The sequence below is a fragment of the Tsukamurella ocularis genome (genome assembly GCF_965138335.1).
GTDB lineage: Bacteria > Actinomycetota > Actinomycetes > Mycobacteriales > Mycobacteriaceae > Tsukamurella > Tsukamurella ocularis_A.
The window spans coordinates 221,476-241,647 of the sequence record NZ_CBCSDV010000001.1 but is presented as its reverse complement, the minus strand read 5'-3'; the positions used below and the strand labels follow the sequence as shown (position 1 = coordinate 241,647).

The window sequence follows — 20,172 nt, the reverse complement described above, 5'->3', positions numbered from 1 at the left end:
ACGTGGCTCCGGCGATACGCGCGGCAGTCCGCATCCGCGGGCTCCACCAAGGTGTTCGCGGTGACCGAATCGGGCTCGGATCGCGTCGTCGCCTACTACGCGTGGTGCATGGCGCAGGCGAAGGTCGACGACGCTCCGTCCCGGTTGCGTCGCGGCGCCGGCCAGTACCCGCAGCCGGTCGCCCTCCTCGCCCGACTCGGGGTCGACCACGGTCACGAAGGACGTGGACTCGGTGCCGGACTGCTCACGGACGTCATCCTGCGAGTCGCCGCGCTGTCGGACGAGATCGGGTGTCGCGGCCTGCTCGTCCATGCGGAATCCGATGCCGCCCGCGACTTCTACTTGCACCTCGTCCCTGAATTCGAGCAGAGCCCGACGGATCCGCTACATCTCGTCCTCCTCGTGAAAGACATCCGACGGACGTTGGGCCTGCGGTGACAGCTGGACGGTACGCGCCGAGCCCGTCGGGCGATCTGCACGTGGGCAACCTGCGGACGGCCCTGCTCGCCTGGCTCTTCGCCCGCTCGACGGGGCGGGACTTCCTGTTGCGCGTCGAGGATCTGGACACCGGGCGCACAGCCGATGGTGCCGAGGCCCGGCAGCTGGCCGACCTCGCCGCGCTCGGTCTCGACTGGGACGGCGACGTGGTGCGGCAGTCGGAGCGGACCGCGCGCTACGCGGCGGCGCTGGAGCGACTCGACGTGTACGAGTGCTACTGCACGCGGCGGGAGATCCTCGCGGCACCGTCGGCGCCGCACGCCCCGGAGGGCGCGTACCCCGGCACCTGCCGCGACCTCACGGACGCCGAACGGGAGGTCCGGCGGCGGGAGCGGCCCGCGGCGGTGCGCCTGCGCGCGACGGTCCCGTCCTTCACCGTCACGGATCTGCTGCACGGCGAGTACACCGGGGCCGTCGACGACGTCGTGCTCCGACGGGGCGACGGGACGTACGCCTACAACCTGGCCGTGGTGGTCGACGACGTGGCCCAGGGCATCGACCAGGTGGTGCGCGGCGACGACCTGCTCTCCTCCGCCCCGCGTCAGGCGTACCTGACGAGCCTGCTGGGCGGCGTGCCGCCGACCTACGCCCACGTGCCGATGGTGCTGGGGCCCACCGGTGTCCGGCTCGCCAAGCGCGACGGTGCCGTCACCCTCGCCGAGCGCGGCGGGGCCCCGGTGGTGCTGCCGGAGTTGGCCGCGAGCCTGGGGCTGCGGGGCCGCACCCCGCGGGAGATGCTCGAGTCGTTCGACCCGGATCGGCTTCCGCGGGAGCCCTGGACCCTACCGCTCTGACGCGTGCCGCCCGGCGGGCGCCGGCCCCAGCCGGGGCCGCTCGCAGATCCGCGAGGCGTGCGCGCCGGGCACGCCGGCGCCGTGCCGCACGAGGTTGCCCGCCGCGATGCCGGAGGCGAACTCGCGCATCCATCCCCGGTTTCCGTTCACCGTCGTCGGGGCCGCCCGGGTGCCGCCGAAGACCTTCCTCATCTGCTGAATCCTCATGGCCGAAACGCTATCCGGGCCGTGGTGCGCCGCCCAGGTGTGCGGTGCCGGAATTCCTCAAGATCCGGCCACGGGCCGGCCGGAACTGCGGCCCACCTCGCTGCCGCGGAAGCGGTCGCGGTAGGCCGTCGGCGCGAGGCCGGTCTGCCGCTTGAAGTGGTAGCGCAGCGTCTCCTCGGCGTCGAAGCCCGCGCGGCCGGTGATCGCGGTGACGGAGTCGTTCGTGGTCTCCAGCAGCCGCATGGCCCGGTAGACCCGTTGTCGCATCAGCCATTCCAGCGGCGCGACGCCGGTGTACTGCCGGAACCGGCGATGCAGGGTGCGGCGCGAGACGCCGGCGCGGGCAGCCATGTCATCGAGCCCCCGGACGCCGCCGATGCCGTGCGCGAGGCCCTGTAGGAAGTCGGCGAAGCGCTTGTCCATGTCGGGCCGCAGGGTGTCGATGTTGACGAACTGCGACTGGTCGCCGTCGCGGTGCGGCGCCACGACGAGGCGGCGCGCCACCTCGTTCGCGGTGCCCGCGCCGTGATCGGAGCGGATCAGGTGCAGGCACAGGTCCAGGCCCGCCGCGGAGCCCGCGCCCGTGAGCACCGGGCCGTCCTGGATGTACAGCTCCGACGGCGTGACGTGCACCCGCGGGAACCGGTACTGCAGCAGGCCCGCGTGGCGCCAGTGCGTGGTGGCCCGCCGGCCGTCGAGCAGGCCCGCCGCCGCGAGCGCGAAGGCGCCGGTGCAGATCGAGACGATCCGCGCACCGTTCGCCGCAGCGGCGCGCAGCGGCTCGTGCCACTCCGGGTTGGAGTCGGTGCGCGGATCCGTGACCGCCGTGACGATCACGGTGTCGGCGCCGGCGATCTCGTCGAGCCCGAACGCGGGGTGCAGCACGGCCCCACCGAGCGTCTGCACGCCGTCGGCCGGTCCGCAGCCGCGCACGTCGTACCCCAGCGACGGCAGGTCGGCCCACGCGAAGCCCAGCGCCTCGATGACGGTGCCGTACTCGAGCATCGTCATGCCGTCGCAGACGGGCAGTGCGACGACGTGGGGCATGTCCGAATCCTACGGCGGGACGGCGCCCGCCGCGCTAGTCGGACTTGGCGAGGTGCTGCTGGGTGCCCTTGTAGTAGCGGCCCAGGAACTCCTCCTTGAACTCCCAGTACGTGCCGTCGAGCATCGACTGCCGGATCTTCGCGACCAGGGAGACGACGAACTGCTCGTTATGGATGGTGCACAGCGTGGCCGCGAGGCCCTCCTTCGCCTTGAACAGGTGATGGATGTAGGCGCGGGTGTACTGCGAGGTGTAGTTCTGCGTCTCCGGGTCCAGCGGGCGGAAGTCCGTCTTGAACCGCGAATTGGTCACGTTGTAGCGGCCGTCCAGCGAGTAGATCGCGCCGTTCCGGGCCACCCGCGACGGCGAGACGCAGTCGAAGGTGTCGATGCCCTGCTCCACCGCGGCGAAGATGTCGTCCGGCTCGGAGATGCCCAGCAGGTGCTTCGGCTTGTCCTCCTCGAGCTCCTGGTTCACCCAGCGCACGATGGTCGACAGGTTCGCCTTCTCCAGCGCGCCGCCGATGCCGTAGCCGCCGAAGCCGAGGCCGCCGGAGAGCCGGTCCTCGTCGCTCAGCGCCCGCAGATCGCGGGCGGCCTTGCGGCGCAGATCCTCGTACTGCGCGCCCTGCACGACACCCCAGAGGGAGATCGCGTCGCGCCGCTGCGCGGTGAGCCAGTTGTGCTCGGAGAGGCAGCGCCGCGCCCACAGGCGGGTGCGCTCCAGCGACTCCACCTGGTACGCGCGGGTGTTGTGCAGGGTGGTCAGCTCGTCGAAGGCGAAGATGACGTCGGCGCCCAGCTGGTGCTGGATCTGCATCGAGCGCTCCGGGGTGAACCGGTGCTCCGTGCCGTCGAGATGGCTCAGGAAGGTCACACCTTCGTCGTCCACGCGGGAGAGCCGGTCCTTGCCCTCGGCGATCGCGTCGTCGCCGAGCGGCCCGTCGCCGGAGTCCCCGCCGGTCATGTCGATGACCTTCTTGAAGCCCGAGCCGAGCGACATCACCTGGAAGCCACCGGAATCGGTGAAGGTGGGGCCGTCCCAGTTCATGAACGCGCCCAGGCCACCGGCCTGCTCCACGATCTCCGGGCCGGGCTGCAGGTACAGGTGGTAGGCGTTCGCCAGCACCGCCTGCGCGCCCAGCTCCGAGACGGCCTCGGGCAGCACCGTCTTCACCGTCGCCTTGGTCCCGACGGGGATGAAGGCGGGCGTGAGCATCTCGCCGTGCGGCGTCAGCAGCCGGCCGGCGCGGCCGAGCGGACCATCGGGCCCCTCGAGGCGGCCCTCGATCTCGAACCGCGTGGGATCGCTGATGTGCTCGCTCTGCAGGCGGGTGCGGCCGGCCATCGAGCGGTAGTCGGAGCGCAGCGCGCTGAGCTCCGCCGCGATCGCCTTGTTCTGCTCGCGCAACTGGGCGATCTCGTCGCGGGTGCGGTCGCGCGGGCGGATGGGTCCGGTCGACGTCTGGTCCGGGCGGGGGACGCCGGGCCGCGCGACGGGGTACTCGCCGGTGTCCGGTGCGGCCGTGTCCGGCGCCGCCGCGGCCACCTGCTCCGTGTCGGCGTACACCGGGGCCTGCTCCGTCACGTGCTCGTCGTCCTTGCCCAGGGGCACCAGCGGCACGGGCACCGTGGGGGCGGCCGTGGGCAGCTCGGCCCCGTTGGCCGTGCCGTTGGTGCGACCGTTCGTACCGGCCTGCTCGACTCGAGCCTTGCCGCGGGCGTGGACGTCGGTCGCGCCGGCGGCCACGAGTTGCTCGGTGGGCACCGGGATCTCGGCCGTGATCGTCGCGGGGATCGCGGCGGTGTCGGCGTTCGCGTCGCCGCGGCCGAGCTGGGCGACGAGCGCCTCGCCCTCGATGTCGACGTTCGGCAGGATCTTGTCCAGCCACTTCGGCAGCCACCAGGCCCACTTGCCGAGCAGCATCATCACCGACGGGATGAGCACCAGGCGCACGACGAAGGCGTCGAGCAGCACGGCGGCCGCGAGGCCGAAGCCGATCTCCTTGATGAACACCTGCTCGTTGAGGATGAACGAGGCGAAGACCGAGATCATGATGATCGCCGCTGCGGTCACCACGCGGGCGCCGTACTGCACGCCCGTCACCACGGATCCGGTCGCGTCGCCGGTGTGCACGAACTCCTCGCGCATGCGGGAGACGAGGAACACCTGGTAGTCCATCGCGAGGCCGAAGACGATGCCGATCATGAAGATCGGCAGGAACGACACCAGCGGCTGCGTGTTGTCGATGAGGCCGAGGGCGCCGTCGGTGAAGATCGCCGACGTCACGCCGAAGGTCGCGACCACGGACAGCAGGAAGCCCAGCGCAGCGGTGAGCGGCACCAGGATCGAGCGGAAGGCGATGAGCAGCAACAGGAACGCCAGCCCGACGACGATCGCCAGGTACTTGGGCAGCGCGTTCTTGTTGAGCTCGTCCGAGATGTCCATCTCGATGGCGGTGCTGCCCGCGACGCCGAGGTCCACGCCGAGCCGGGCCTTCGTGCCGGCGTCGCCGTTGACCATGTTCCGGAGCTTGGTCACGAGCGTCTTGGTGTCGTCGTCGTTGGGTCCGGACTTGGGCGTCACCATGATGGTGGCGGCCTTGTTGTCCGACGCGAGCTGTGCGATCTGCGCGTTCGCGATCAGCGGCGCGATGGCGGGATTCGAGTTGAGCTGATCGACGATCTGCTTGTAGGCGCCGAGCCGCTGGTTCGGCTGGGCCCCGGCCCCGTCGACCGCGACGAGGAGGGTGCCGTTGGTGCCCTTGCCCCAGGCGTCGGAGATGAGGTCGTAGGCCTGCCGCTCGGATGTGCTCTTCTCGCTCATGCCCGAGCCGGGCAGGGCGGTCTTCATGTCCTTCATCGGGATGGCGAGGATGCCGAGCACGGCGACGCCGGCGATGAGGGTGACGACCGGGACCTTCTTCACGAGGTTCGCCCAGCGCAGGCCGTTGGCGACGCGACCCTCGCCCTGGTCGGTGTCCTGCGGGTGCAGGCCCTTGACCCGGCCGGCGAAGACCTTGGATCCGAACAGGCCCAGCAGCGCCGGGAGCAGCGTGAGCGCGACGATGACGGCGATGAACACGCCCCACGCGGCGGCGACGCCCATCTGGCCGAGGAAGTCCATGCCGATGAAGGCGAGCGCTGCGAGCGCGATGATGACCGTCAGGCCGGCGAAGATGACCGCGGTGCCGGCGGTGCCGACGGCGATGCCCGCGGCCTCGGCCCGCTGCTCCTTGGTGGTGGCGCCGAGGCGCCGCAGTTCGTGTCGGTAGCGGGAGACGATGAAGAGCGCGTAGTCGATGGTGACGGCCAGACCGATCATCGAGGTCAGGACCGTGGGGAAGGTGCCGAGCTCGATGAAGTGGGAGGCGATCATGACGCCGCCGATGGCCACCGGCACGGCGATGATCGCGTTCAGCAGCGGCAGCCCCCAGGCGACGAGCGAGGCGAAGGTGATGATCAGCACGATCGCGGCGACGATCATGCCGATGATCTCGCTGGTCAGGCCCATGTCCTCGGCGCCGCGGGCGGCGGAACCGTCGGCCTCGACCTGCAGGGTGCCGTTCGACGCGGCCTCGCCCGCCTCGCGGGCCTTCTTGATGTCCTCGGAGAGGGTGTCCGGCAGGTCCGTGACCTTGCCGACGAAGTTCACGGTGATCTTGGCGGTCTTGCCGTCGGGGCTCACCGACGAGGTGGCCGCCGCGTCGGCGTCCTTCTGCGCCTGCGTCTTGGTCGACGCGATGTCCTTGGCCTGCGCCGTGACCGCCTCGAGCTTCGACCGCTGCTCCGGGGTGATCGCGCCCTCATCGAGCTTGCCCGTCGGGTTGTGCAGGAGCTCCGGGTCCTGCACCACGGAGACCCTGGTCCCGTTCTCGTCCTTGGTGAGGTTCTTGATGTCGGCGATGGTCCGGTCGATGCCCGCCGCGGCCGCCGGATCGGTGAGCTTGCCGTCCTTCGTGTGGAAGACGATGGTCGCCGAGGCGGTGGTGAACGGGTCGCCGCCGCTGTCGCCGAAGTTCTCGGAGACGATGTCCGTCGCCTTCGCCGAGGGCAGGCCCGGCAGCGAGAAGTTGTCGACGGTGGCGCCCTTGAGGAGGGCGCCGCCGGTGAGCATGCCGGCGAAGATCAGCAGCCACACCACGATGACTTTGAAGCGGTTGAGGTAGGCGAACCTCCCCAGCCGGTACAGGAACAGTGCCATGCGGTCACTCCAGGTCGTCGAGGCCCGACGGGCTGCGCGATACGGGTCGCTGTCGAGTGTACCGATCGTTGCCGCCCGCAATAATATCGCTGACCGGCACTTTTGTGAGGCTCATCACCAGGTCGCGGGTAGCGTGCAGGACATGACCGCATTTCAACGCTTCGCAACGCCTGTCACAGCCGTCGCTACTGCAACAGTGTGCGGCCTGCTCCTCGCGGGCTGCGGCAGTTCGTCCGACCCCGCAGCGAGCCCCGCGTCGTCCGGCGCACCGTCGGCCTCCGCCACGACGGCCGAGAACCGCGCCGAGATGTGCGGGCAGACCCGCGGCCCCGACGGGGCGCTGTACGTGCACGCGCTCGGCACCGCGAAGGTGGACTGCGCCGAGGCCATGCGCGTCGCGAACGCCTTCGGCCCGCAGATCGCGATGGCGAAGCCCGTCACCGTCGACGGCTGGAACTGCACGTTCCCGCAGACCCCCGGCATGCTCGCGCGCTGCGACAGCGGCGACAAGGCGATCGGCTTCTTCAGCTCCCACTGACGGCCGCGAGCGCGCTCGTCGTCGTTCATCGATCCCCTCCCGCTGAAAGCCGTCGTGAAATCGGCCGATTCGGGTGGCACGAAGCCGATATCGGCCTCGTACCGCAGGATTCGGCGGTTTTCACCAGCGGCCGCGATCGTGGTGCCTCACCCGCGCGGACTACGCGGGTCCACCCGCGCGGGTGATCCGCCGCCGCGGGCTCCCTCCCTAGCGTTCCCCGTATGAAGAAACTGCTGGTGGGCGCCCTGCTGGTGCTCGTCTTCCTCGCCTACTCCCTCCCGCCCTACCTCACGGGCGGCAGCCGCGTCCCGCTCGACGATCAGCCCAACTGGTACTACGGGCTGCTCGTCGGGCACATCCTGCTCGGGTCCGTCGCGATGCTCGCCGGGCTGGTGCAGCTCGGCCGCCGCTGGTTCGCGAAGTACCACTGGATCGCGGGCCGGATCTACGTGGCGTGCGCGCTGCCGGTCGGGCTCGCGGCCATCGCGATCGGCACGGTCACGCCCTTCGGGCCGGTCAACGCGGCCTCCAACGTGACGCTGGGCTCGCTGATGCTGCTCTTCACGGCGCTGGGGGTGCGGGCGATCGTCGGCGGTGATGTGGCGTCCCACCGGCGCTGGATGCTGCGCAGCGCGGCGCTGATGTACTCGGTGATCATCAACCGGATCCTGGGTCCGATCTCGTTCCTGATGCTCGACGCCGCCGGCGTGCCGGAGTCCTTCATGGACGCGTGGGGGCCGGCGATCGTCGCGTGGCCGAGCTGGCTGATCGCGATCGGCTTCTGCGAGTGGTGGCTGCGGCGCACCCCGCGGGGCCGGCGCCGTAGCCCGGGCACGTGGCCCCGGAACGGGAGAAACCCCCTCCGATCGGAATCGGAGAGGGTTTCCCTCAGCGGTGGCGGAGGGATTTGAACCCTCGGTACGGGGTTACCGCACACAGCATTTCGAGTGCTGCACCTTCGGCCGCTCGGACACGCCACCGTCGGAGTACTTTACCGGACGACGACCCAGGCGTTAAATCGGCAGGTCAGGAGCGGTGCGGCCGGAAGAACTCGTGCAGCAGCGCGGCGCACTCGGCCTCCCGGACGCCGCCGCGCACCGTGACGCGGTGCGTCACGCGGGGATCGCGGACCACGTCCCACACCGAGCCGACCGCCCCGGTCTTCGGCTCGAAGGCGCCGAAGACGAGGTGGCCGATGCGCGCAGAGACGAGCGCGCCGGCGCACATCGCGCAGGGTTCCAGGGTGACGGCCAGGGTGCAGCCCTCGAGCCGCCAGCCGTCGCCGAACGTCGCCGCCGCCGCGCGGATCGCGAGGATCTCGGCGTGGGCCGTCGGATCGCCCAGCGCTTCCCGGCGGTTCCCGGCCCGCGCGAGCACGGCACCGTCGGGCGCGATGACGGCGGCGCCGACGGGCACGTCGTCGGGCCCCGCGAGGCCCGCCGCCTCGAGCGCGAAGCCCATCGCCGCGCGCTCGGCGTCGAGCAGCGCCACTAGCCCAGCGAATCGAGGATCGCGCCCAGCTCGCCGTCGAAGCGCAGCCGCTCGGCGATCACCTGCAGCTGCTCGTCGGGGTAGAGGTCCGGGTCGGCGAGCAGCACGCTGAGCTCCTGCTCGCCGAGGCCGAGGTCGCCGAGGATGCCGAGGTCGCCCTCGGGCCAGGGATCGGTGTCCTCGATCTCCTCGGGGTCGATGTCCGGCACGTCGACGTTGAGCCGGTCGAGCGCCTGGACCGCGAGCTCGTCGAAGACCGCGGCGGTCGCGTCGGAGAGCAGCAGCCGCGTGCCCGACGGGCCGGGCCGCACGATGACGAAGTACTCGTCGTCCACGTTGAGCAGCCCGATCACGGCGCCGGTGGCACGCAGCGCCTTGAGCTCCTGCTCGGCCTTGGCGATGCTGCCCAGCGCGCCCGGGTCGAGCAGGTGCACCGTCCAGGCGGTCTCCCCGCGGGTCACGGCCACGGCGTAGCCGTCGGTGTCGTCGTAGCGCTCCGGTGAGGTCTCTGCGGCCATGGGTGAAACCGTATCCGTAAACGCGCGTCCGCGACACGTCTCATACGGCTTCCTCACGCCGGTGTGGAACGCTGGCGGGGTGTCCACACCTCATTCCGGCGTCCCCGTGTGCGTCCTCGGCCTCGGCCTGATCGGCGGCTCGATCCTCCGCGCCCTCGGCCGCGCGGGGCGACCCGCCCACGGCTGGAACCGCTCGGCCGCCGCCGTCGACGACGCCGGGGCCGCGGGCTTCGACGCCTCGTCGGACCTGGTGGCGACGCTGCGTCGGGCCGAAGCGGGCGGGCACGTCATCGTCGTCGCGGTGCCCGTCCCCGCACTCGACGGCGTGCTCGCCGCGGTCGCCGAGCACGCGCCGAACGCGTGGCTGACCGACGCCGTGAGCGTCAAGGCCGACGTCGCGCGCCGCGTCGCGGCCGCCGGCCTGACGGACCGGTACGCCGGCGGTCACCCGATGGCCGGGACCGCCCACTCCGGCTGGGAAGCGACCGACGCCACCCTGTTCGACGGCGCGACGTGGGTGGTCACCGCCGACGACGAGACCCCCGCGGAGGCCTGGCGCCTGGCCGCCACCGTCGGGCTGGACTGCGGGGCGGTGATCGTGCCCGCCGGCTCGGCCGAGCACGACGCGGCCGTCGCGCGGATCTCGCACTCGGTGCACGTGGTGGCCGAGGCCGTCGCGATCACCGCCGAGCTCGACCCGGCCGCGAAGCAGCTGGCCCTCTCGTTGGCGGCGAGCAGCTTCCGCGACGTCACCCGTGTCGCCGGCACGGCACCGTCGCTGGTGAACGCGATGTGCGAGGCGAACGCGGGCGCGCTGCTCGACGCCCTGGACGACACCATCGCGGAGCTCATCGCGGCCCGCGCCGAGCTGGCCGAGCGGGGCACCGTCGGAGCGATCACCGAGCGCGGCTACGCGGCGCGCAAGCGGTACGAGAACGCCCGCCGCACCTCGTTCTCCCCCGTGCTCGACGGGGCGGGGTGGCAGCGGGCGCTGCGCGAGGCCGGTCACGCCGGAGGCGTGATCACCGCTCTCCGATGACGCTGCGCGAGACCTACTCGACGCGGCGCGACAGGCCCGGGTAGTCGACGACGAAGCCGTCGGCGTCGACCGAGATCTTCGAGCTGCTGATCGGGGAGATCACCGTGATGCCGTCGGCGGCACCGTCGTAGTTGATGACCGTCTCCTTGACCGCGAGGCTCGGCAGGTCCACGTACACGACCGGCACGTCGATCTCCTCGGGATGGCTCTGCAGGTCGAACCGGCGGATCGTGAGGGCGTTGAAGAACGCGGACTTGAGCACGTCGACGCTCAGCGCGCCGGAGAAGAAGCCGCGCTCAGCGCCCTGCGCGCCCTGGACGAGCCAGTGGTTCTCGCCGTCGCGGGCGATCGTCACCTGGGACTCGCCGGCCGCGGTGAGCGCGTGCACGGAGAGCCGCTTGGTGACGCCCTCGTCGTCGGTGACCAGGTCGTACGAGGCGTTGAAGGCGGGGCCGTCGGCCGACGGGGCCGCGATGATGCGACCGTACGCGCGGATCCGGTCGCCCGTGAGCTGCACGCGGACCGACTCGAGGAGGTTGCCGTCCTCGGACCGCCAGGTGAGGATCCTGGGCCAGCTCGCGCCGGTGATCACGGTGGCCACTGCGTCTGCGGATGAAGGGGTACTCACGCCCCTACGGTAACTCCTCGCATCCGGCCCCAACGAACCCCTGTGGCCGCCGCTCGCTCCGCGCCGCCGCTGTGCCGGCGCTCACACGGCGGCGGCCGGGGGAGCCGCCGGTCCCGGACGCCTACAGGGCCGCGACGGCCTCGAGCTCGACGACCTGATCGTCGTAGCGCAGCCGGCTGACGCCGACGATCGACACGGGCGGCAGATCCACGAAGATCTCGGCGAGGGTCTCCCCCGCCACCTGCAGGTCCACCTGCAGGTGCTCGGCGACGAAGACGGTCAGGCGCGCGACGTCGGACAACTGCCCGCCGCGCTCCGCGAGGATCACCCGCAGGTTCCCGACGGCCGCGCGGACCTGGCCCTGCACGTCGCCGGGGGCGACGGTGGTGCCGCCCTGGTCGAGCGGGGCGACGCCCGCGATGTGCAGGGTGGCGCCCGCGGGCACCGTCGCGCTGTACGCGTGCCCGACCGCGGTGGTCAGCCGGTCCGAGCCGTGGAGTCGCACCTCAGCCATGATCAGGCGGCGTTCTTCTGCACGGCCGCGCCGACGCGGGGCAGCGCCGCGACGACGTTCTCCTTGGCCTTGCCGCGCAGGCTCGAGTAGGCCTTGCGCAGGGCGGGCTGGCTCGTGGACTCGGCCTTCCTGTCGGTGACGGCGAGCAGCGCGTCGCCGACCGCGTCGCCGCGGGCGGCGAGGAACTGGCCGAAGTCGCCGGGGCCCTGGGCCTGGAACTCGGTCCAGAAGGGGTCGAGCGCGGCGGCGAAGTCCGGCAGCAGCTTGGTCAGCGCCGACTCGATGACGTTCGGCGAGACCTTCTTGACCGCGCTGTAGGCGGTCTTGATGACGGTGCCGGACAGCCCGCTCTTGTCACCGACCTCGGCTTCGACGACCGACGCGAAGTCGGCGACGACGGCCGGCTGGCGCGCGGGATCGAGGAGCGTGGTGGTCAGCGACATGGGGGTACCTCCGGGTCTGGCGCGGTCGATTGCGAGAACGAGCTTATCGGGCCTTCCGGCGACGTGTGGAGTGCTGCATCCGCGCTGATCGGGACCTGCCGGGAATGCAACTGTTCTGCATCGGATCTGCAACAACCGCACCCGCGGTTTGTGAGGTACGTCACCCGTGCTCTAGGTTGACGGTTGAAGGAAGGGGTTGCAATGGTGACCAGCCGATCCGGTAGAGCGAACGCACGACTGTCCGGCGTGCGCTTCCCGCTCTGGGACCGCAGCCCCGCGCTGCCCGCCCCCGCGGGCGGCCGGCACCACCCGCGCGTCGACCACACCCTCCCCCTCGGCGATCCCACCGGCGGCGCCGACGCCCTCGCCTGGCGCGAGGCCGTCGACGGCCGGCTCACCTACCCCCGGGTCCACATCGACCGCAACGTCGACATCCGCATGTCCGACGGGGTGGTCCTGCGCGCCACCGTCGTGCGGCCCGCCGAGATCGACGGCGTGCCCGTGGAACGCCCGTACCCCGCGATCCTCAACCTGAACCCGTACAACCGGATGGTCGTCGACGCGATCGACGAGACCACGCACGCCGCCTTCGTCGGGCCGGCGCTGACCAACGCCTCGAAGGCCCTCACGGGCGGCACCGTCGACTTCTCGGGCGGCCTGCTCCAGGGCTTCGGCATCAACCGCCGGCTGGTGCGCAGCGGCTACGTGCAGGTGATCGTCGACGTCCGCGGCACCGGTACCTCGCACGGCGTGTGGCAGATCCTCGGCCCGCGCGAGCAGCAGGACTCCGTGGAGGTGCTGCGCTGGACCCGTGCGCAGGACTGGTGCGACGGCGCGCTCGGCATGGGCGGCTGGTCGTACTCCGCGATCAATTCGCTGCAGGCCGCGGGGCATGCGCCGGAGGGCCTCGGCGCGGTCTTCGCGATCGAGGGCAGCGAGGACATCGTCCGCGACATCTACATCACGGGCGGCCTCCCGTCGGTGTTCATCCCGCTGTGGCTCGGCGCCGTGAACGCCCTCAAGTGGCTGTACAACCCGCGCACCCTCCTGCGCGACACCGTGAACGGCAACATCTTCCGCTGGCTGCACAGCCGCCTGGTCTCGCCCGCCACCGAGATACCGTCGGTGGTGACGGGCGTGCTCACCGGGCGCGATCCGCGCGTGAACGACAACCCGTACTTCACGGAGCGGAACGCGAAGATCGAGTCGATCACCGCGCCGACCTTCCTGTTCGGCGGCTGGCACGACCTGTTCGGCCGGAGCACGCCGCGCGTCTTCGCCCGGCTCAACCTGCCCGCGGGACGTAAGCAGATGGTGATCACCAACGGCTACCACTTCGACATGGGCGCCGGCTTCGGCGGCACCCAGGCGCCGCCGCGCATCGACGTGCTCGAGCGGGCCTGGTACGACCGCTGGCTCAAGGGCATCGACAACGGCGTCGACCGCTACGGGCCCGTCACCCTGGAGCAGCAGGGCGGCGGCTGGAGCGCGGGCGAGTCGTTCCCCCGCGCCGGAGCCCGCACCCAGCGGCTCTACGCCACCCCGGCGCCGTCGGGCACGGCGCCGCACGCCCGGTACGACGGCGGCCTCGCCACCGTCCCGGAACGCCGGCGCGCGTCCGCGTCCACGCGGATCGACCTGCGGGGCCTCGCCTCGCCCGACCTGACGCAGGTCCTCGCCGGGCTGACGAAGGCCGTCCCGGCGCTGGAGACCGCCGGCGTGCAGGAGCGCGGCGCGATCTGTTTCACCTCGCCGCCCGCAGCGGCGCCGGTGCAGCTCAGCGGCGCGGTCAACGTGCACCTCGTGACGCAGTGCGAGGGCGATGAGGCGATCTGGACGGTCACCGTCAACGACGTCGCACCCGACGGCACGTCGACGGTGCTCTCGGGCGGCGCCCTCATGGCCTCGAACCGTGCGCTCGACCCCGCCCGCAGCACCTACGACCTGGGCGGCGAGCTGCTCGGCGCGTTCCACCCGCTGACCTGGTCCGCGAAGCAGCGGGTGGTGCCGGGCGAGACGATCGAGCTCGACGTCGACGTGGTGCCCACCGATGCCGTGCTCGAGGAGGGCCACCGCCTGCGCGTGGACGTCTACGCCGGCAGCGTGCCCCGCTACCTGGCGACGGTCCCCGACCTGGTGAAGACCCGGTTCGGCAAGCAGACCGTCCTGCTCAGCCCCGAGCAGCCGTCCTACGTGAGCCTGCAGATCGTGGGCGATCCGGGCTGGTGACCGCCCCTTCCGGGCTATCGTCGAAGGCACGATGGTGACCGGTTCCCGAGCCGTCGCGTCCGCGGGTGCGGCCGCGCGGCTGCACAGCATGTTCGTCGACGGTGCGGTCGACGAGGCCGCGCTGCGCGCGTCCCAGCTGCGGCACCTCATCGCCGAGAGCTGGCAGCGCAGCCGCGACCTGGGCGTGAACCCGGACGGGGAGGCACCGTCGGGCGACGGTGCGCTCGACGCTCTGCGCGCCCGCAACCCCCTGTCCGGCGTGATGCCGGTGATCCGCCGGCTCCTCGTGGACGACTCGGCCGGCGCGATGGTGGCCGTCGGCGACCGCGACGGGACCCTGCTGTGGGTGGAGGGCGACGGCACCGCCGTCCGCCGGGCCGCCGCCATGAACTTCATCCCGGGCGCGAACTGGAGCGAGACCGCGGCCGGCACCAACGCGCCGGGCACCGCGCTCGCGCTGGACACCGAGGTGCAGATCGCCGGGTCGGAGCACTTCGCCCGGCGCGCACACCGCTGGAACTGCACTGCCGTCCCGGTGCACGACCCCGTGACGCGCGCGCCGATCGGCGTGCTCGACGTGACCGGCGGGCCCGAGGTGGCGACGCCCCAGGCCCTGGCCCTGGTGCGGGCCGCGGCGCTGGCCGTCGAGGGGCAGCTGGCGATCCTCCGGCTCGCCCCGCCCACCCCTGCGGCCGGGCCGCGGCTGCGACTGCTGGGCGGCCGCCCGATGCTGGAGAAGGACGGTCGCGAGGTGCCGCTCACGGGCCGGCACGCCGATATCCTCGCGCTGCTCGCACGGCACCCGGAGGGCCTGACCGCCGATCACCTGGCCCTGCTGCTCGACGAGCGCGACCTCGACGTCGTGACCGTCCGCGCGGAGGTCTCCCGGCTGCGGAAGACGGTCGGAGCGGACCTGCTGGGCTCGCGCCCGTACCGATTGCTCGGCCCACTGGCCTCCGACGCCGACGACGCGGCGCGCGCGATCCGCGCGGGCCGCGTCGCCGACGCCCTGGCGGTCTACCGCGGGCCCCTGCTGCCCAACTCCGCGGCCCCCGGCGTCGCGCGGCTGCGGACCGAGCTGGCCGAGAGCCTCCGCTCGGCCGTACTGGCGAGCCGGGACCTGGGCCTGCTCCGGCGGTGGCTCGATCTGCCCGATGCGCGCGACGACGAGCACGGCTGGCGGGTGCTGCGCGCGCACGGCGACGCCCGGGCCCGCGCCGAGGCCGACGGCCGCCTCGCGGCCATCGCCATCGATCTGGCCTGACTGGGCCGTAGCGCACCGTACGTCGTCCGCTTGACCAGGGGCGATCGGGGTAGCAACCGACTGCAACGTTGTTGCAACGGTCACTGCGTAGGGTGGAATGTGACTGACATCACGCCACTCATCTGGAGGTCCTTCATGACCGTTTACGCACGCCCCGGCGCCCCCGGCTCCCTCATGAGCTACCAGTCCCGCTACGACAACTGGATCGGCGGCGAGTGGGTCGCGCCCGTCAAGGGCCAGTATTTCGAGAACGTCACCCCGGTCACCGGCCAGGGCTTCTGCGAGGTGGCGCGGTCCACCGCCGAGGACATCGAGCTGGCGCTCGACGCCGCGCACGCGGCCGCCCCCGCCTGGGGCAAGACCGCGCCGGCCGTCCGCGCGGGGATCCTGCTCAAGATCGCCGACCGGATGGAGGCCAACCTCGAGTCGATCGCGCTCGCCGAGTCCTGGGACAACGGCAAGCCGATCCGCGAGACCCTCAACGCCGACATCCCCCTCGCCATCGACCACTTCCGGTACTTCGCGTCGTGCCTGCGCTCCCAGGAGGGCGGGATCTCCGAGATCGACGAGAACACCGTCGCGTACCACTTCCACGAGCCGCTCGGCGTGGTCGGCCAGATCATCCCGTGGAACTTCCCGATCCTCATGGCCGTGTGGAAGCTGGCGCCCGCGCTGGCCGCCGGCAACGCGATCGTGCTGAAGCCCGCCGAGCAGACCCCCGTGTCGGTGCTGTACCTGTGGTCGCTCATCGGCGACCTGCTGCCCGCGGGCGTGGTCAACATCGTCAACGGCTTCGGCCTCGAGGCCGGCAAGCCGCTGGCCTCGTCGAAGCGGATCCGCAAGATCGCCTTCACCGGTGAGACCACCACCGGCAAGCTGATCGCGGGCTACGCCGCCGACAACCTCATCCCCGTGACCCTCGAGCTGGGCGGCAAGAGCCCGAACGTCTTCTTCAAGGACGTCATGGCCGCGAACGACGACTACCAGGACAAGGCCCTCGAGGGCTTCACGATGTTCGCGCTCAACCAGGGCGAGGTCTGCACCTGCCCGTCGCGCGCGCTGCTGGAGAAGCCGATCTTCGACGAGTTCCTCGAGCTCGGCTCCATCCGCACCAAGTCGATCATCCAGGGCGACCCGCTGGACACCGACACCATGATCGGCGCGCAGGCCTCGAAGGAGCAGCACGAGAAGATCCTGTCGTACATCGAGATCGGTAAGAACGAGGGCGCGACCCTGGTGACGGGCGGCGAGGCGGCCGACCTGGGCGGCGACCTCTCGGGCGGCTACTACATCCAGCCGACCATCTTCTCCGGCACCAACGACATGCGGATCTTCCAGGAGGAGATCTTCGGCCCGGTGCTCGCGGTCACGTCGTTCGACGGCTACGACAACGCGATGGAGATCGCCAACGACACGCGCTACGGCCTCGGCGCCGGCGTCTGGTCGCGCAATGGCGACGTCGCCTACCGCGCGGGCCGCGACATCCAGGCCGGTCGCGTGTGGACGAACACGTATCACCAGTACCCGGCGCACGCGGCGTTCGGCGGCTACAAGGACTCGGGCATCGGCCGTGAGAACCACAAGATGATGCTCGATCACTACCAGCAGACCAAGAACCTGCTGGTCTCGTACGCACCGGGCGCGCAGGGCTTCTTCTGATCCCTGCCCGGGCTACGCCTGAGGGTGTCCGCGGCGCCGTCCCCCATCCGGGGACGGCGCCGCTCGCACGTCCGGGTGCTCCTGCCCGACGGTGCGCGGGGCGGCAGGGCGGCAGGGCGGCGGCACGCTGACGGTGCCGTGTTGTCCACGCAAGCCATGCGTGCCGCGCATACCCCTGAATGCGCAGTTCACAGCCATTTCGGGGGAGCGAGCGATGCGTGGCGCGCATACCCCCGCATCCGCCGCCGCACGATCCGACCGGATGAGCCCTCGGGCTCTCGCACGCCTTCCGATCCTCGGTGCAATCCTGCGACGACACGCCGGTGGATCGTCGCCGACACGCACCGAGGTTCGGCTGATCAGCGACTACAGCAGCACCGCGCTGTGGACCACGCGGGCGGCGACTGGGGCTTACGCCGGCGCGTGGGTCGACGGCTGCCCACTGCCCCGGAGGGGTACTACACCGCGTACGGCGGCTGACTCAGTCCACCGGGATCGTGGTGGTGCCGAGCAGGTCGCCGAGCTGCCACGGGTCGAGGCCGTTGGCGGCGTTCATGTCGCAGCGCACGCGGCCGTAGCCCTCGGGCAGCCCACCGCCGTACCCGCTGCCGTCGGTGTACTGGTGGATCGCGAAGCGCCGCCCCAGTTCCGGCGCCCGACTGAAGTCGGGCAGCGCGCCGTAGGAGGGCACCACGAAGGGCATCTCGGGCAGCGTCGGCCAGATGCCGATGTCGTTGGGGTTGAGGTAGCCGATGCAGCGGGTGGGCCGCGGATCCGCGCCACCGCCGCGCCAGTCCGAGGCGCCCCACGTGAAGCCGTTGAAGGCCTCCGAGTGATCGCCGACGATCTGCCCGCCCCAGGATTCCGCGTCGGCCATCGTCACCACGTCGGGGCGGTCCTCGCCCTGCATCTCCACGTGCACGGCGAGGCTGTCCTGCCAGTTGGGGCGCACCACCGCGTACACGATGGCGCCGACCAGCCGGCCGTCGTCGAGCATCCGCCGCACCGTGTCCCAGTTGGCGGCGAACCGGCGGTCGCGGTAGGTGCCGTCGTTGGAGCGGATCGCGACCCACCGGTAGGGATACTTCTCGGGCAGTTCCGGCTGCCATTCGGAGACGTCCGCGTACAGGGTGTCGCGCTGCAACCGCGCCGCGCGCGCCCGCCTCAGTCGCTTCCTCACACCGTCCACGCTACCCGCACCACCCCCGGTCATGAGGGGCGCTTTACCCGGTCTTGGGTTGCGCGAACGACTTTCGCGCGGGCAATCTGGTGCGATGCCCACTCTCGACCGGCGCGGCCGGCCCTACCTGGCCGCTGCCGTCGCGCTCCTCGGCGCCGTGGTCGCCCTCGGCCTGCTCGTCGGGTGGCGGCCCGTCACCGAGGCCGACGGCGAGGTGCTGGAGGAGATGATCGAGCACCGCGACACGGCCGTCACGACCGCGATGCGGCTCATCACCGACGTCTTCTCGCCGGGCGGCACGATCGCGCTCGGCGTGCTCGTCGCCGCGCTCCTCGCGTGGCGACGGTCCGCCGCCTCCGCCGCCTTCGTGCTCGGCAGCACCGCCGTCGCGTCGGCAGCCACCCTGGCGCTGAAGGACGCCTTCGCGCGACAGCGGCCGCCGCTCGTCGACCACCTCGCGAACGAGACGGACTACGGCTTCCCGTCGGGCCACGTCACGGGCACGACGGCCCTGCTCCTGGCCACGACGGTGGCCGTCACCGCGGGCTGGGCCGCCCGCCGGCGTCTGCTCGCGCTCCTCGTCCCCGCCGCGGTGATCGGCGCCGTGGCGGCGAGCCGCCTGTACCTGGGCGTGCACTGGTTCTCCGATACGGCGGCCGGGTTCGCGATCGGCCTCGCCGGCGTCGCCGTGGGCCTCGCCCTGCTCCCACCCGCGTCGTGGGCGCGGTGGGACCGCTGGGCGGGCGACACCGTCAGGCGTTCTCGCGCTCCGCGAACACGTCCCGCGCGACCAGCGTCGCGTTGATCGCGCGCGGGAAGCCCGCGTACGGCACGGTGTGCAAGAACGCCTCGACGATCTCGTCGCGGGTGATCCCGACGTTGAGCGCGGCGTTGATGTGCACGCGCAGCTGCGGTTCCGCGCCGCCGAGCGCGGTGAGGACGCCGAGCGTCACCAGCTGACGGCTGCGCGGGTCCAGGCCGGGCCGGGCGTAGACCTCCCCGAAGCCCCAGGCCGCCACGTGGTGGGCGAGGGCGGGGCTGATCTCGCCCAGGGAGTCGATGACGGCCTGGCCGGCGTCGCCGTCGATCGCCGCGAGGACGGCGAGTCCCGCTTCCCGGCGGGCGATCGATGCGGGGCTGTCGATGTCGTACTGCTCGGACATGGCGCTCACCTTCCGCGACCCGTCGTTCGCGGGTAGCGCGGTCGACGCTAGGACTTCGAGCGCGCTCGAACGCAAGTCAGGATTGCGGGACGGGGCAGGCGGCACCGTCGGCGCCCGTGATCCGCACCCGGGAGACGAAACGCTTGCCCGTGGAGCCCTCGAGCGAGAAGCCCGCGGCGCGGCCGGGCTCGAGGTCCAGGACGAGCACGCTGTTCTCCCAGACCCGCGCCTCGCCGTCGGACACCCAGACCGGCACGTCGCGCCCGTTCCCGAGCTCGACGGTGCCGAGCCGCACGTTGGCATCGCCCATGCGGAACTCGTCGACCGCGAACACCATGGGCGCCGAGCCGTCGCAGCAGCCTCCGCTCTGGTGGATCAGCAGCGGGCCGTTGCCGTCCCACAGCTCGCCCAGCATCTGTCGTGCCGCCGGCGTCGATTCGACCCGCTCGTCCATGCCCGCTCCCGTCGTCTGCTTCGACGGTAACGCAGCCGGAACGCGGAAACGCCGGGTCAGTTGAACTGACCCGGCGTCCGCCTGTGCGCCCGAAGGGATTCGAACCCCTGACCTTCTGATCCGTAGTCAGATGCTCTATCCACTGAGCTACGGGCGCATACCCATATTCAATTCTCGCCGGTCCGAAGACCGACGTGGCGGAGGCGAGAGGATTTGAACCTCCGGTCCGGTGTTGGCCGGACAACTCATTAGCAGTGAGTCCCATTCGGCCGCTCTGGCACGCCTCCAAATCGGACGCGATGCGC

At 71.6% G+C, this 20,172-nt stretch carries 20 protein-coding genes, 3 tRNA genes and 1 pseudogene; 9 read left to right on the top strand and 15 right to left on the bottom strand.

What is annotated here, in order from left to right; translation table 11 throughout:
* The first annotated feature begins 60 nt into the window (after positions 1 to 60).
* A complete protein-coding gene (locus tag ACNAYW_RS01250; protein WP_415847938.1) occupies positions 61 to 438 on the top strand; it encodes a GNAT family N-acetyltransferase in 378 nt (125 codons plus the stop codon).
* Positions 435 to 1,292, top strand: a complete 858-nt coding sequence (gene gluQRS, locus ACNAYW_RS01245; RefSeq protein ID WP_415847937.1) for a tRNA glutamyl-Q(34) synthetase GluQRS — start codon at positions 435 to 437, stop codon at positions 1,290 to 1,292. The genes ACNAYW_RS01250 and gluQRS overlap by 4 nt, the downstream gene beginning before the upstream one ends.
* On the opposite strand, the gene ACNAYW_RS01240 is transcribed toward gluQRS, so the two are convergent.
* The 4 genes and pseudogenes from ACNAYW_RS01240 to ACNAYW_RS01225 form a co-directional block, all read right to left on the bottom strand.
* Positions 1,281 to 1,499 carry a hypothetical protein gene (locus ACNAYW_RS01240; protein WP_415847936.1) on the bottom strand — a complete coding sequence of 73 codons (219 nt, stop codon included), beginning with the start codon at positions 1,497 to 1,499 and terminating at the stop codon, positions 1,281 to 1,283. The two genes, gluQRS and ACNAYW_RS01240, sit on opposite strands and share 12 nt — an antisense overlap.
* A 57-nt stretch (positions 1,500 to 1,556) precedes the next feature.
* Positions 1,557 to 2,546, bottom strand: coding sequence for a GlxA family transcriptional regulator (locus tag ACNAYW_RS01235; protein ID WP_415847935.1), 990 nt, complete (start codon positions 2,544 to 2,546; stop codon positions 1,557 to 1,559).
* Positions 2,547 to 2,580: 34 nt separating this feature from the next.
* Complete coding sequence (gene tgt / locus ACNAYW_RS01230) at positions 2,581 to 3,891, bottom strand: tRNA guanosine(34) transglycosylase Tgt (RefSeq protein WP_415848208.1); 1,311 nt, start codon at positions 3,889 to 3,891, stop codon at positions 2,581 to 2,583.
* Between the two features lie 558 nt (positions 3,892 to 4,449).
* Positions 4,450 to 6,660, bottom strand: a pseudogene (locus ACNAYW_RS01225) (MMPL family transporter); the annotation flags it as partial.
* 229 nt (positions 6,661 to 6,889) lie between these two features.
* On the opposite strand from ACNAYW_RS01225, the gene ACNAYW_RS01220 reads away from it, so the two are divergent.
* Entirely contained in the window at positions 6,890 to 7,285 is a 396-nt protein-coding gene (locus tag ACNAYW_RS01220; RefSeq protein WP_415847934.1) for a hypothetical protein, read from the top strand.
* 221 nt (positions 7,286 to 7,506) lie between these two features.
* Positions 7,507 to 8,196, top strand: coding sequence for a DUF2306 domain-containing protein (locus ACNAYW_RS01215; protein ID WP_415847933.1), 690 nt, complete (start codon positions 7,507 to 7,509; stop codon positions 8,194 to 8,196).
* On the opposite strand, the gene ACNAYW_RS01210 is transcribed toward ACNAYW_RS01215, so the two are convergent.
* The 3 genes from ACNAYW_RS01210 to ACNAYW_RS01200 form a co-directional block, all read right to left on the bottom strand.
* A tRNA-Ser gene (locus ACNAYW_RS01210) sits at positions 8,178 to 8,265 on the bottom strand. The two genes, ACNAYW_RS01215 and ACNAYW_RS01210, sit on opposite strands and share 19 nt — an antisense overlap.
* A gap of 46 nt (positions 8,266 to 8,311) precedes the next feature.
* The gene (locus tag ACNAYW_RS01205) at positions 8,312 to 8,746 is read right to left on the bottom strand and encodes a nucleoside deaminase (RefSeq protein WP_415848207.1); all 435 of its coding nucleotides are present in this window, start codon (positions 8,744 to 8,746) and stop codon (positions 8,312 to 8,314) included.
* A 29-nt stretch (positions 8,747 to 8,775) separates the two neighbouring features.
* On the bottom strand, positions 8,776 to 9,294 hold the full coding sequence (locus ACNAYW_RS01200) for a tRNA adenosine deaminase-associated protein (protein WP_415847932.1): 519 nt from the start codon (positions 9,292 to 9,294) through the stop codon (positions 8,776 to 8,778).
* Positions 9,295 to 9,373: 79 nt separating this feature from the next.
* On the opposite strand from ACNAYW_RS01200, the gene ACNAYW_RS01195 reads away from it, so the two are divergent.
* Entirely contained in the window at positions 9,374 to 10,333 is a 960-nt protein-coding gene (locus ACNAYW_RS01195) for a prephenate dehydrogenase (protein ID WP_415847931.1), read from the top strand.
* A gap of 13 nt (positions 10,334 to 10,346) precedes the next feature.
* Here ACNAYW_RS01195 and ACNAYW_RS01190 read toward each other — a convergent pair whose 3' ends face one another.
* From ACNAYW_RS01190 to ACNAYW_RS01180, 3 genes are all read right to left on the bottom strand, one after another.
* Positions 10,347 to 10,961: a putative glycolipid-binding domain-containing protein gene (locus tag ACNAYW_RS01190; protein ID WP_415847930.1), complete on the bottom strand. Its 615-nt coding sequence runs from the start codon at positions 10,959 to 10,961 to the stop codon at positions 10,347 to 10,349.
* Between the two features lie 121 nt (positions 10,962 to 11,082).
* Positions 11,083 to 11,475 carry a RidA family protein gene (locus ACNAYW_RS01185; RefSeq protein WP_415847929.1) on the bottom strand — a complete coding sequence of 131 codons (393 nt, stop codon included), beginning with the start codon at positions 11,473 to 11,475 and terminating at the stop codon, positions 11,083 to 11,085.
* A gap of 2 nt (positions 11,476 to 11,477) precedes the next feature.
* Positions 11,478 to 11,918: a DUF6918 family protein gene (locus tag ACNAYW_RS01180; protein ID WP_415847928.1), complete on the bottom strand. Its 441-nt coding sequence runs from the start codon at positions 11,916 to 11,918 to the stop codon at positions 11,478 to 11,480.
* 201 nt (positions 11,919 to 12,119) lie between these two features.
* Between ACNAYW_RS01180 and ACNAYW_RS01175 the strand changes: the two genes are divergently transcribed.
* From ACNAYW_RS01175 to exaC, 3 genes are all read left to right on the top strand, one after another.
* The gene (locus ACNAYW_RS01175; RefSeq protein ID WP_415847927.1) at positions 12,120 to 14,147 is read left to right on the top strand and encodes a CocE/NonD family hydrolase; all 2,028 of its coding nucleotides are present in this window, start codon (positions 12,120 to 12,122) and stop codon (positions 14,145 to 14,147) included.
* Positions 14,148 to 14,178: 31 nt separating this feature from the next.
* Positions 14,179 to 15,411, top strand: a complete 1,233-nt coding sequence (locus ACNAYW_RS01170; RefSeq protein WP_415847926.1) for a GAF domain-containing protein — start codon at positions 14,179 to 14,181, stop codon at positions 15,409 to 15,411.
* A gap of 135 nt (positions 15,412 to 15,546) precedes the next feature.
* Positions 15,547 to 17,070 (top strand): acetaldehyde dehydrogenase ExaC, encoded by a 1,524-nt coding sequence (gene exaC / locus ACNAYW_RS01165; protein ID WP_415847925.1) that lies wholly within the window; start codon positions 15,547 to 15,549, stop codon positions 17,068 to 17,070.
* 481 nt (positions 17,071 to 17,551) lie between these two features.
* On the opposite strand, the gene ACNAYW_RS01160 is transcribed toward exaC, so the two are convergent.
* Positions 17,552 to 18,250, bottom strand: a complete 699-nt coding sequence (locus ACNAYW_RS01160) for a hypothetical protein (RefSeq protein ID WP_415847924.1) — start codon at positions 18,248 to 18,250, stop codon at positions 17,552 to 17,554.
* Between the two features lie 94 nt (positions 18,251 to 18,344).
* On the opposite strand from ACNAYW_RS01160, the gene ACNAYW_RS01155 reads away from it, so the two are divergent.
* On the top strand, positions 18,345 to 19,055 hold the full coding sequence (locus tag ACNAYW_RS01155) for a phosphatase PAP2 family protein (RefSeq protein ID WP_415847923.1): 711 nt from the start codon (positions 18,345 to 18,347) through the stop codon (positions 19,053 to 19,055).
* On the opposite strand, the gene ACNAYW_RS01150 is transcribed toward ACNAYW_RS01155, so the two are convergent.
* From ACNAYW_RS01150 to ACNAYW_RS01135, 4 genes are all read right to left on the bottom strand, one after another.
* Positions 19,003 to 19,413, bottom strand: coding sequence for a carboxymuconolactone decarboxylase family protein (locus tag ACNAYW_RS01150; protein WP_415847922.1), 411 nt, complete (start codon positions 19,411 to 19,413; stop codon positions 19,003 to 19,005). The genes ACNAYW_RS01155 and ACNAYW_RS01150 overlap by 53 nt on opposite strands.
* A gap of 76 nt (positions 19,414 to 19,489) precedes the next feature.
* On the bottom strand, positions 19,490 to 19,867 hold the full coding sequence (locus ACNAYW_RS01145) for a DUF779 domain-containing protein (protein WP_415847921.1): 378 nt from the start codon (positions 19,865 to 19,867) through the stop codon (positions 19,490 to 19,492).
* Between the two features lie 84 nt (positions 19,868 to 19,951).
* A tRNA-Arg gene (locus ACNAYW_RS01140) sits at positions 19,952 to 20,024 on the bottom strand.
* Between the two features lie 38 nt (positions 20,025 to 20,062).
* A tRNA-Ser gene (locus tag ACNAYW_RS01135) sits at positions 20,063 to 20,154 on the bottom strand.
* Positions 20,155 to 20,172 lie beyond the last annotated feature (18 nt).

Bases quoted from the DNA above. Each gene is read 5' to 3' on its own strand.
- ACNAYW_RS01200 (WP_415847932.1), bottom strand. From the start codon at position 9,294: ATGGCCGCAGAGACCTCACCGGAGCGCTACGACGACACCGACGGCTAC.
- ACNAYW_RS01185 (WP_415847929.1), bottom strand. From the start codon at position 11,475: ATGGCTGAGGTGCGACTCCACGGCTCGGACCGGCTGACCACCGCGGTC.
- exaC (WP_415847925.1), top strand. From the start codon at position 15,547: ATGACCGTTTACGCACGCCCCGGCGCCCCCGGCTCCCTCATGAGCTAC.
- ACNAYW_RS01155 (WP_415847923.1), top strand. From the start codon at position 18,345: ATGCCCACTCTCGACCGGCGCGGCCGGCCCTACCTGGCCGCTGCCGTC.
- ACNAYW_RS01235 (WP_415847935.1), bottom strand. From the start codon at position 2,546: ATGCCCCACGTCGTCGCACTGCCCGTCTGCGACGGCATGACGATGCTC.
- ACNAYW_RS01150 (WP_415847922.1), bottom strand. From the start codon at position 19,413: ATGTCCGAGCAGTACGACATCGACAGCCCCGCATCGATCGCCCGCCGG.
- ACNAYW_RS01145 (WP_415847921.1), bottom strand. From the start codon at position 19,867: ATGGACGAGCGGGTCGAATCGACGCCGGCGGCACGACAGATGCTGGGC.
- ACNAYW_RS01220 (WP_415847934.1), top strand. From the start codon at position 6,890: ATGACCGCATTTCAACGCTTCGCAACGCCTGTCACAGCCGTCGCTACT.
- ACNAYW_RS01180 (WP_415847928.1), bottom strand. From the start codon at position 11,918: ATGTCGCTGACCACCACGCTCCTCGATCCCGCGCGCCAGCCGGCCGTC.
- ACNAYW_RS01205 (WP_415848207.1), bottom strand. From the start codon at position 8,746: ATGGGCTTCGCGCTCGAGGCGGCGGGCCTCGCGGGGCCCGACGACGTG.
- ACNAYW_RS01240 (WP_415847936.1), bottom strand. From the start codon at position 1,499: ATGAGGATTCAGCAGATGAGGAAGGTCTTCGGCGGCACCCGGGCGGCC.
- ACNAYW_RS01170 (WP_415847926.1), top strand. From the start codon at position 14,179: ATGGTGACCGGTTCCCGAGCCGTCGCGTCCGCGGGTGCGGCCGCGCGG.
- ACNAYW_RS01215 (WP_415847933.1), top strand. From the start codon at position 7,507: ATGAAGAAACTGCTGGTGGGCGCCCTGCTGGTGCTCGTCTTCCTCGCC.
- ACNAYW_RS01175 (WP_415847927.1), top strand. From the start codon at position 12,120: ATGGTGACCAGCCGATCCGGTAGAGCGAACGCACGACTGTCCGGCGTG.
- tgt (WP_415848208.1), bottom strand. From the start codon at position 3,891: ATGGCCGGCCGCACCCGCCTGCAGAGCGAGCACATCAGCGATCCCACG.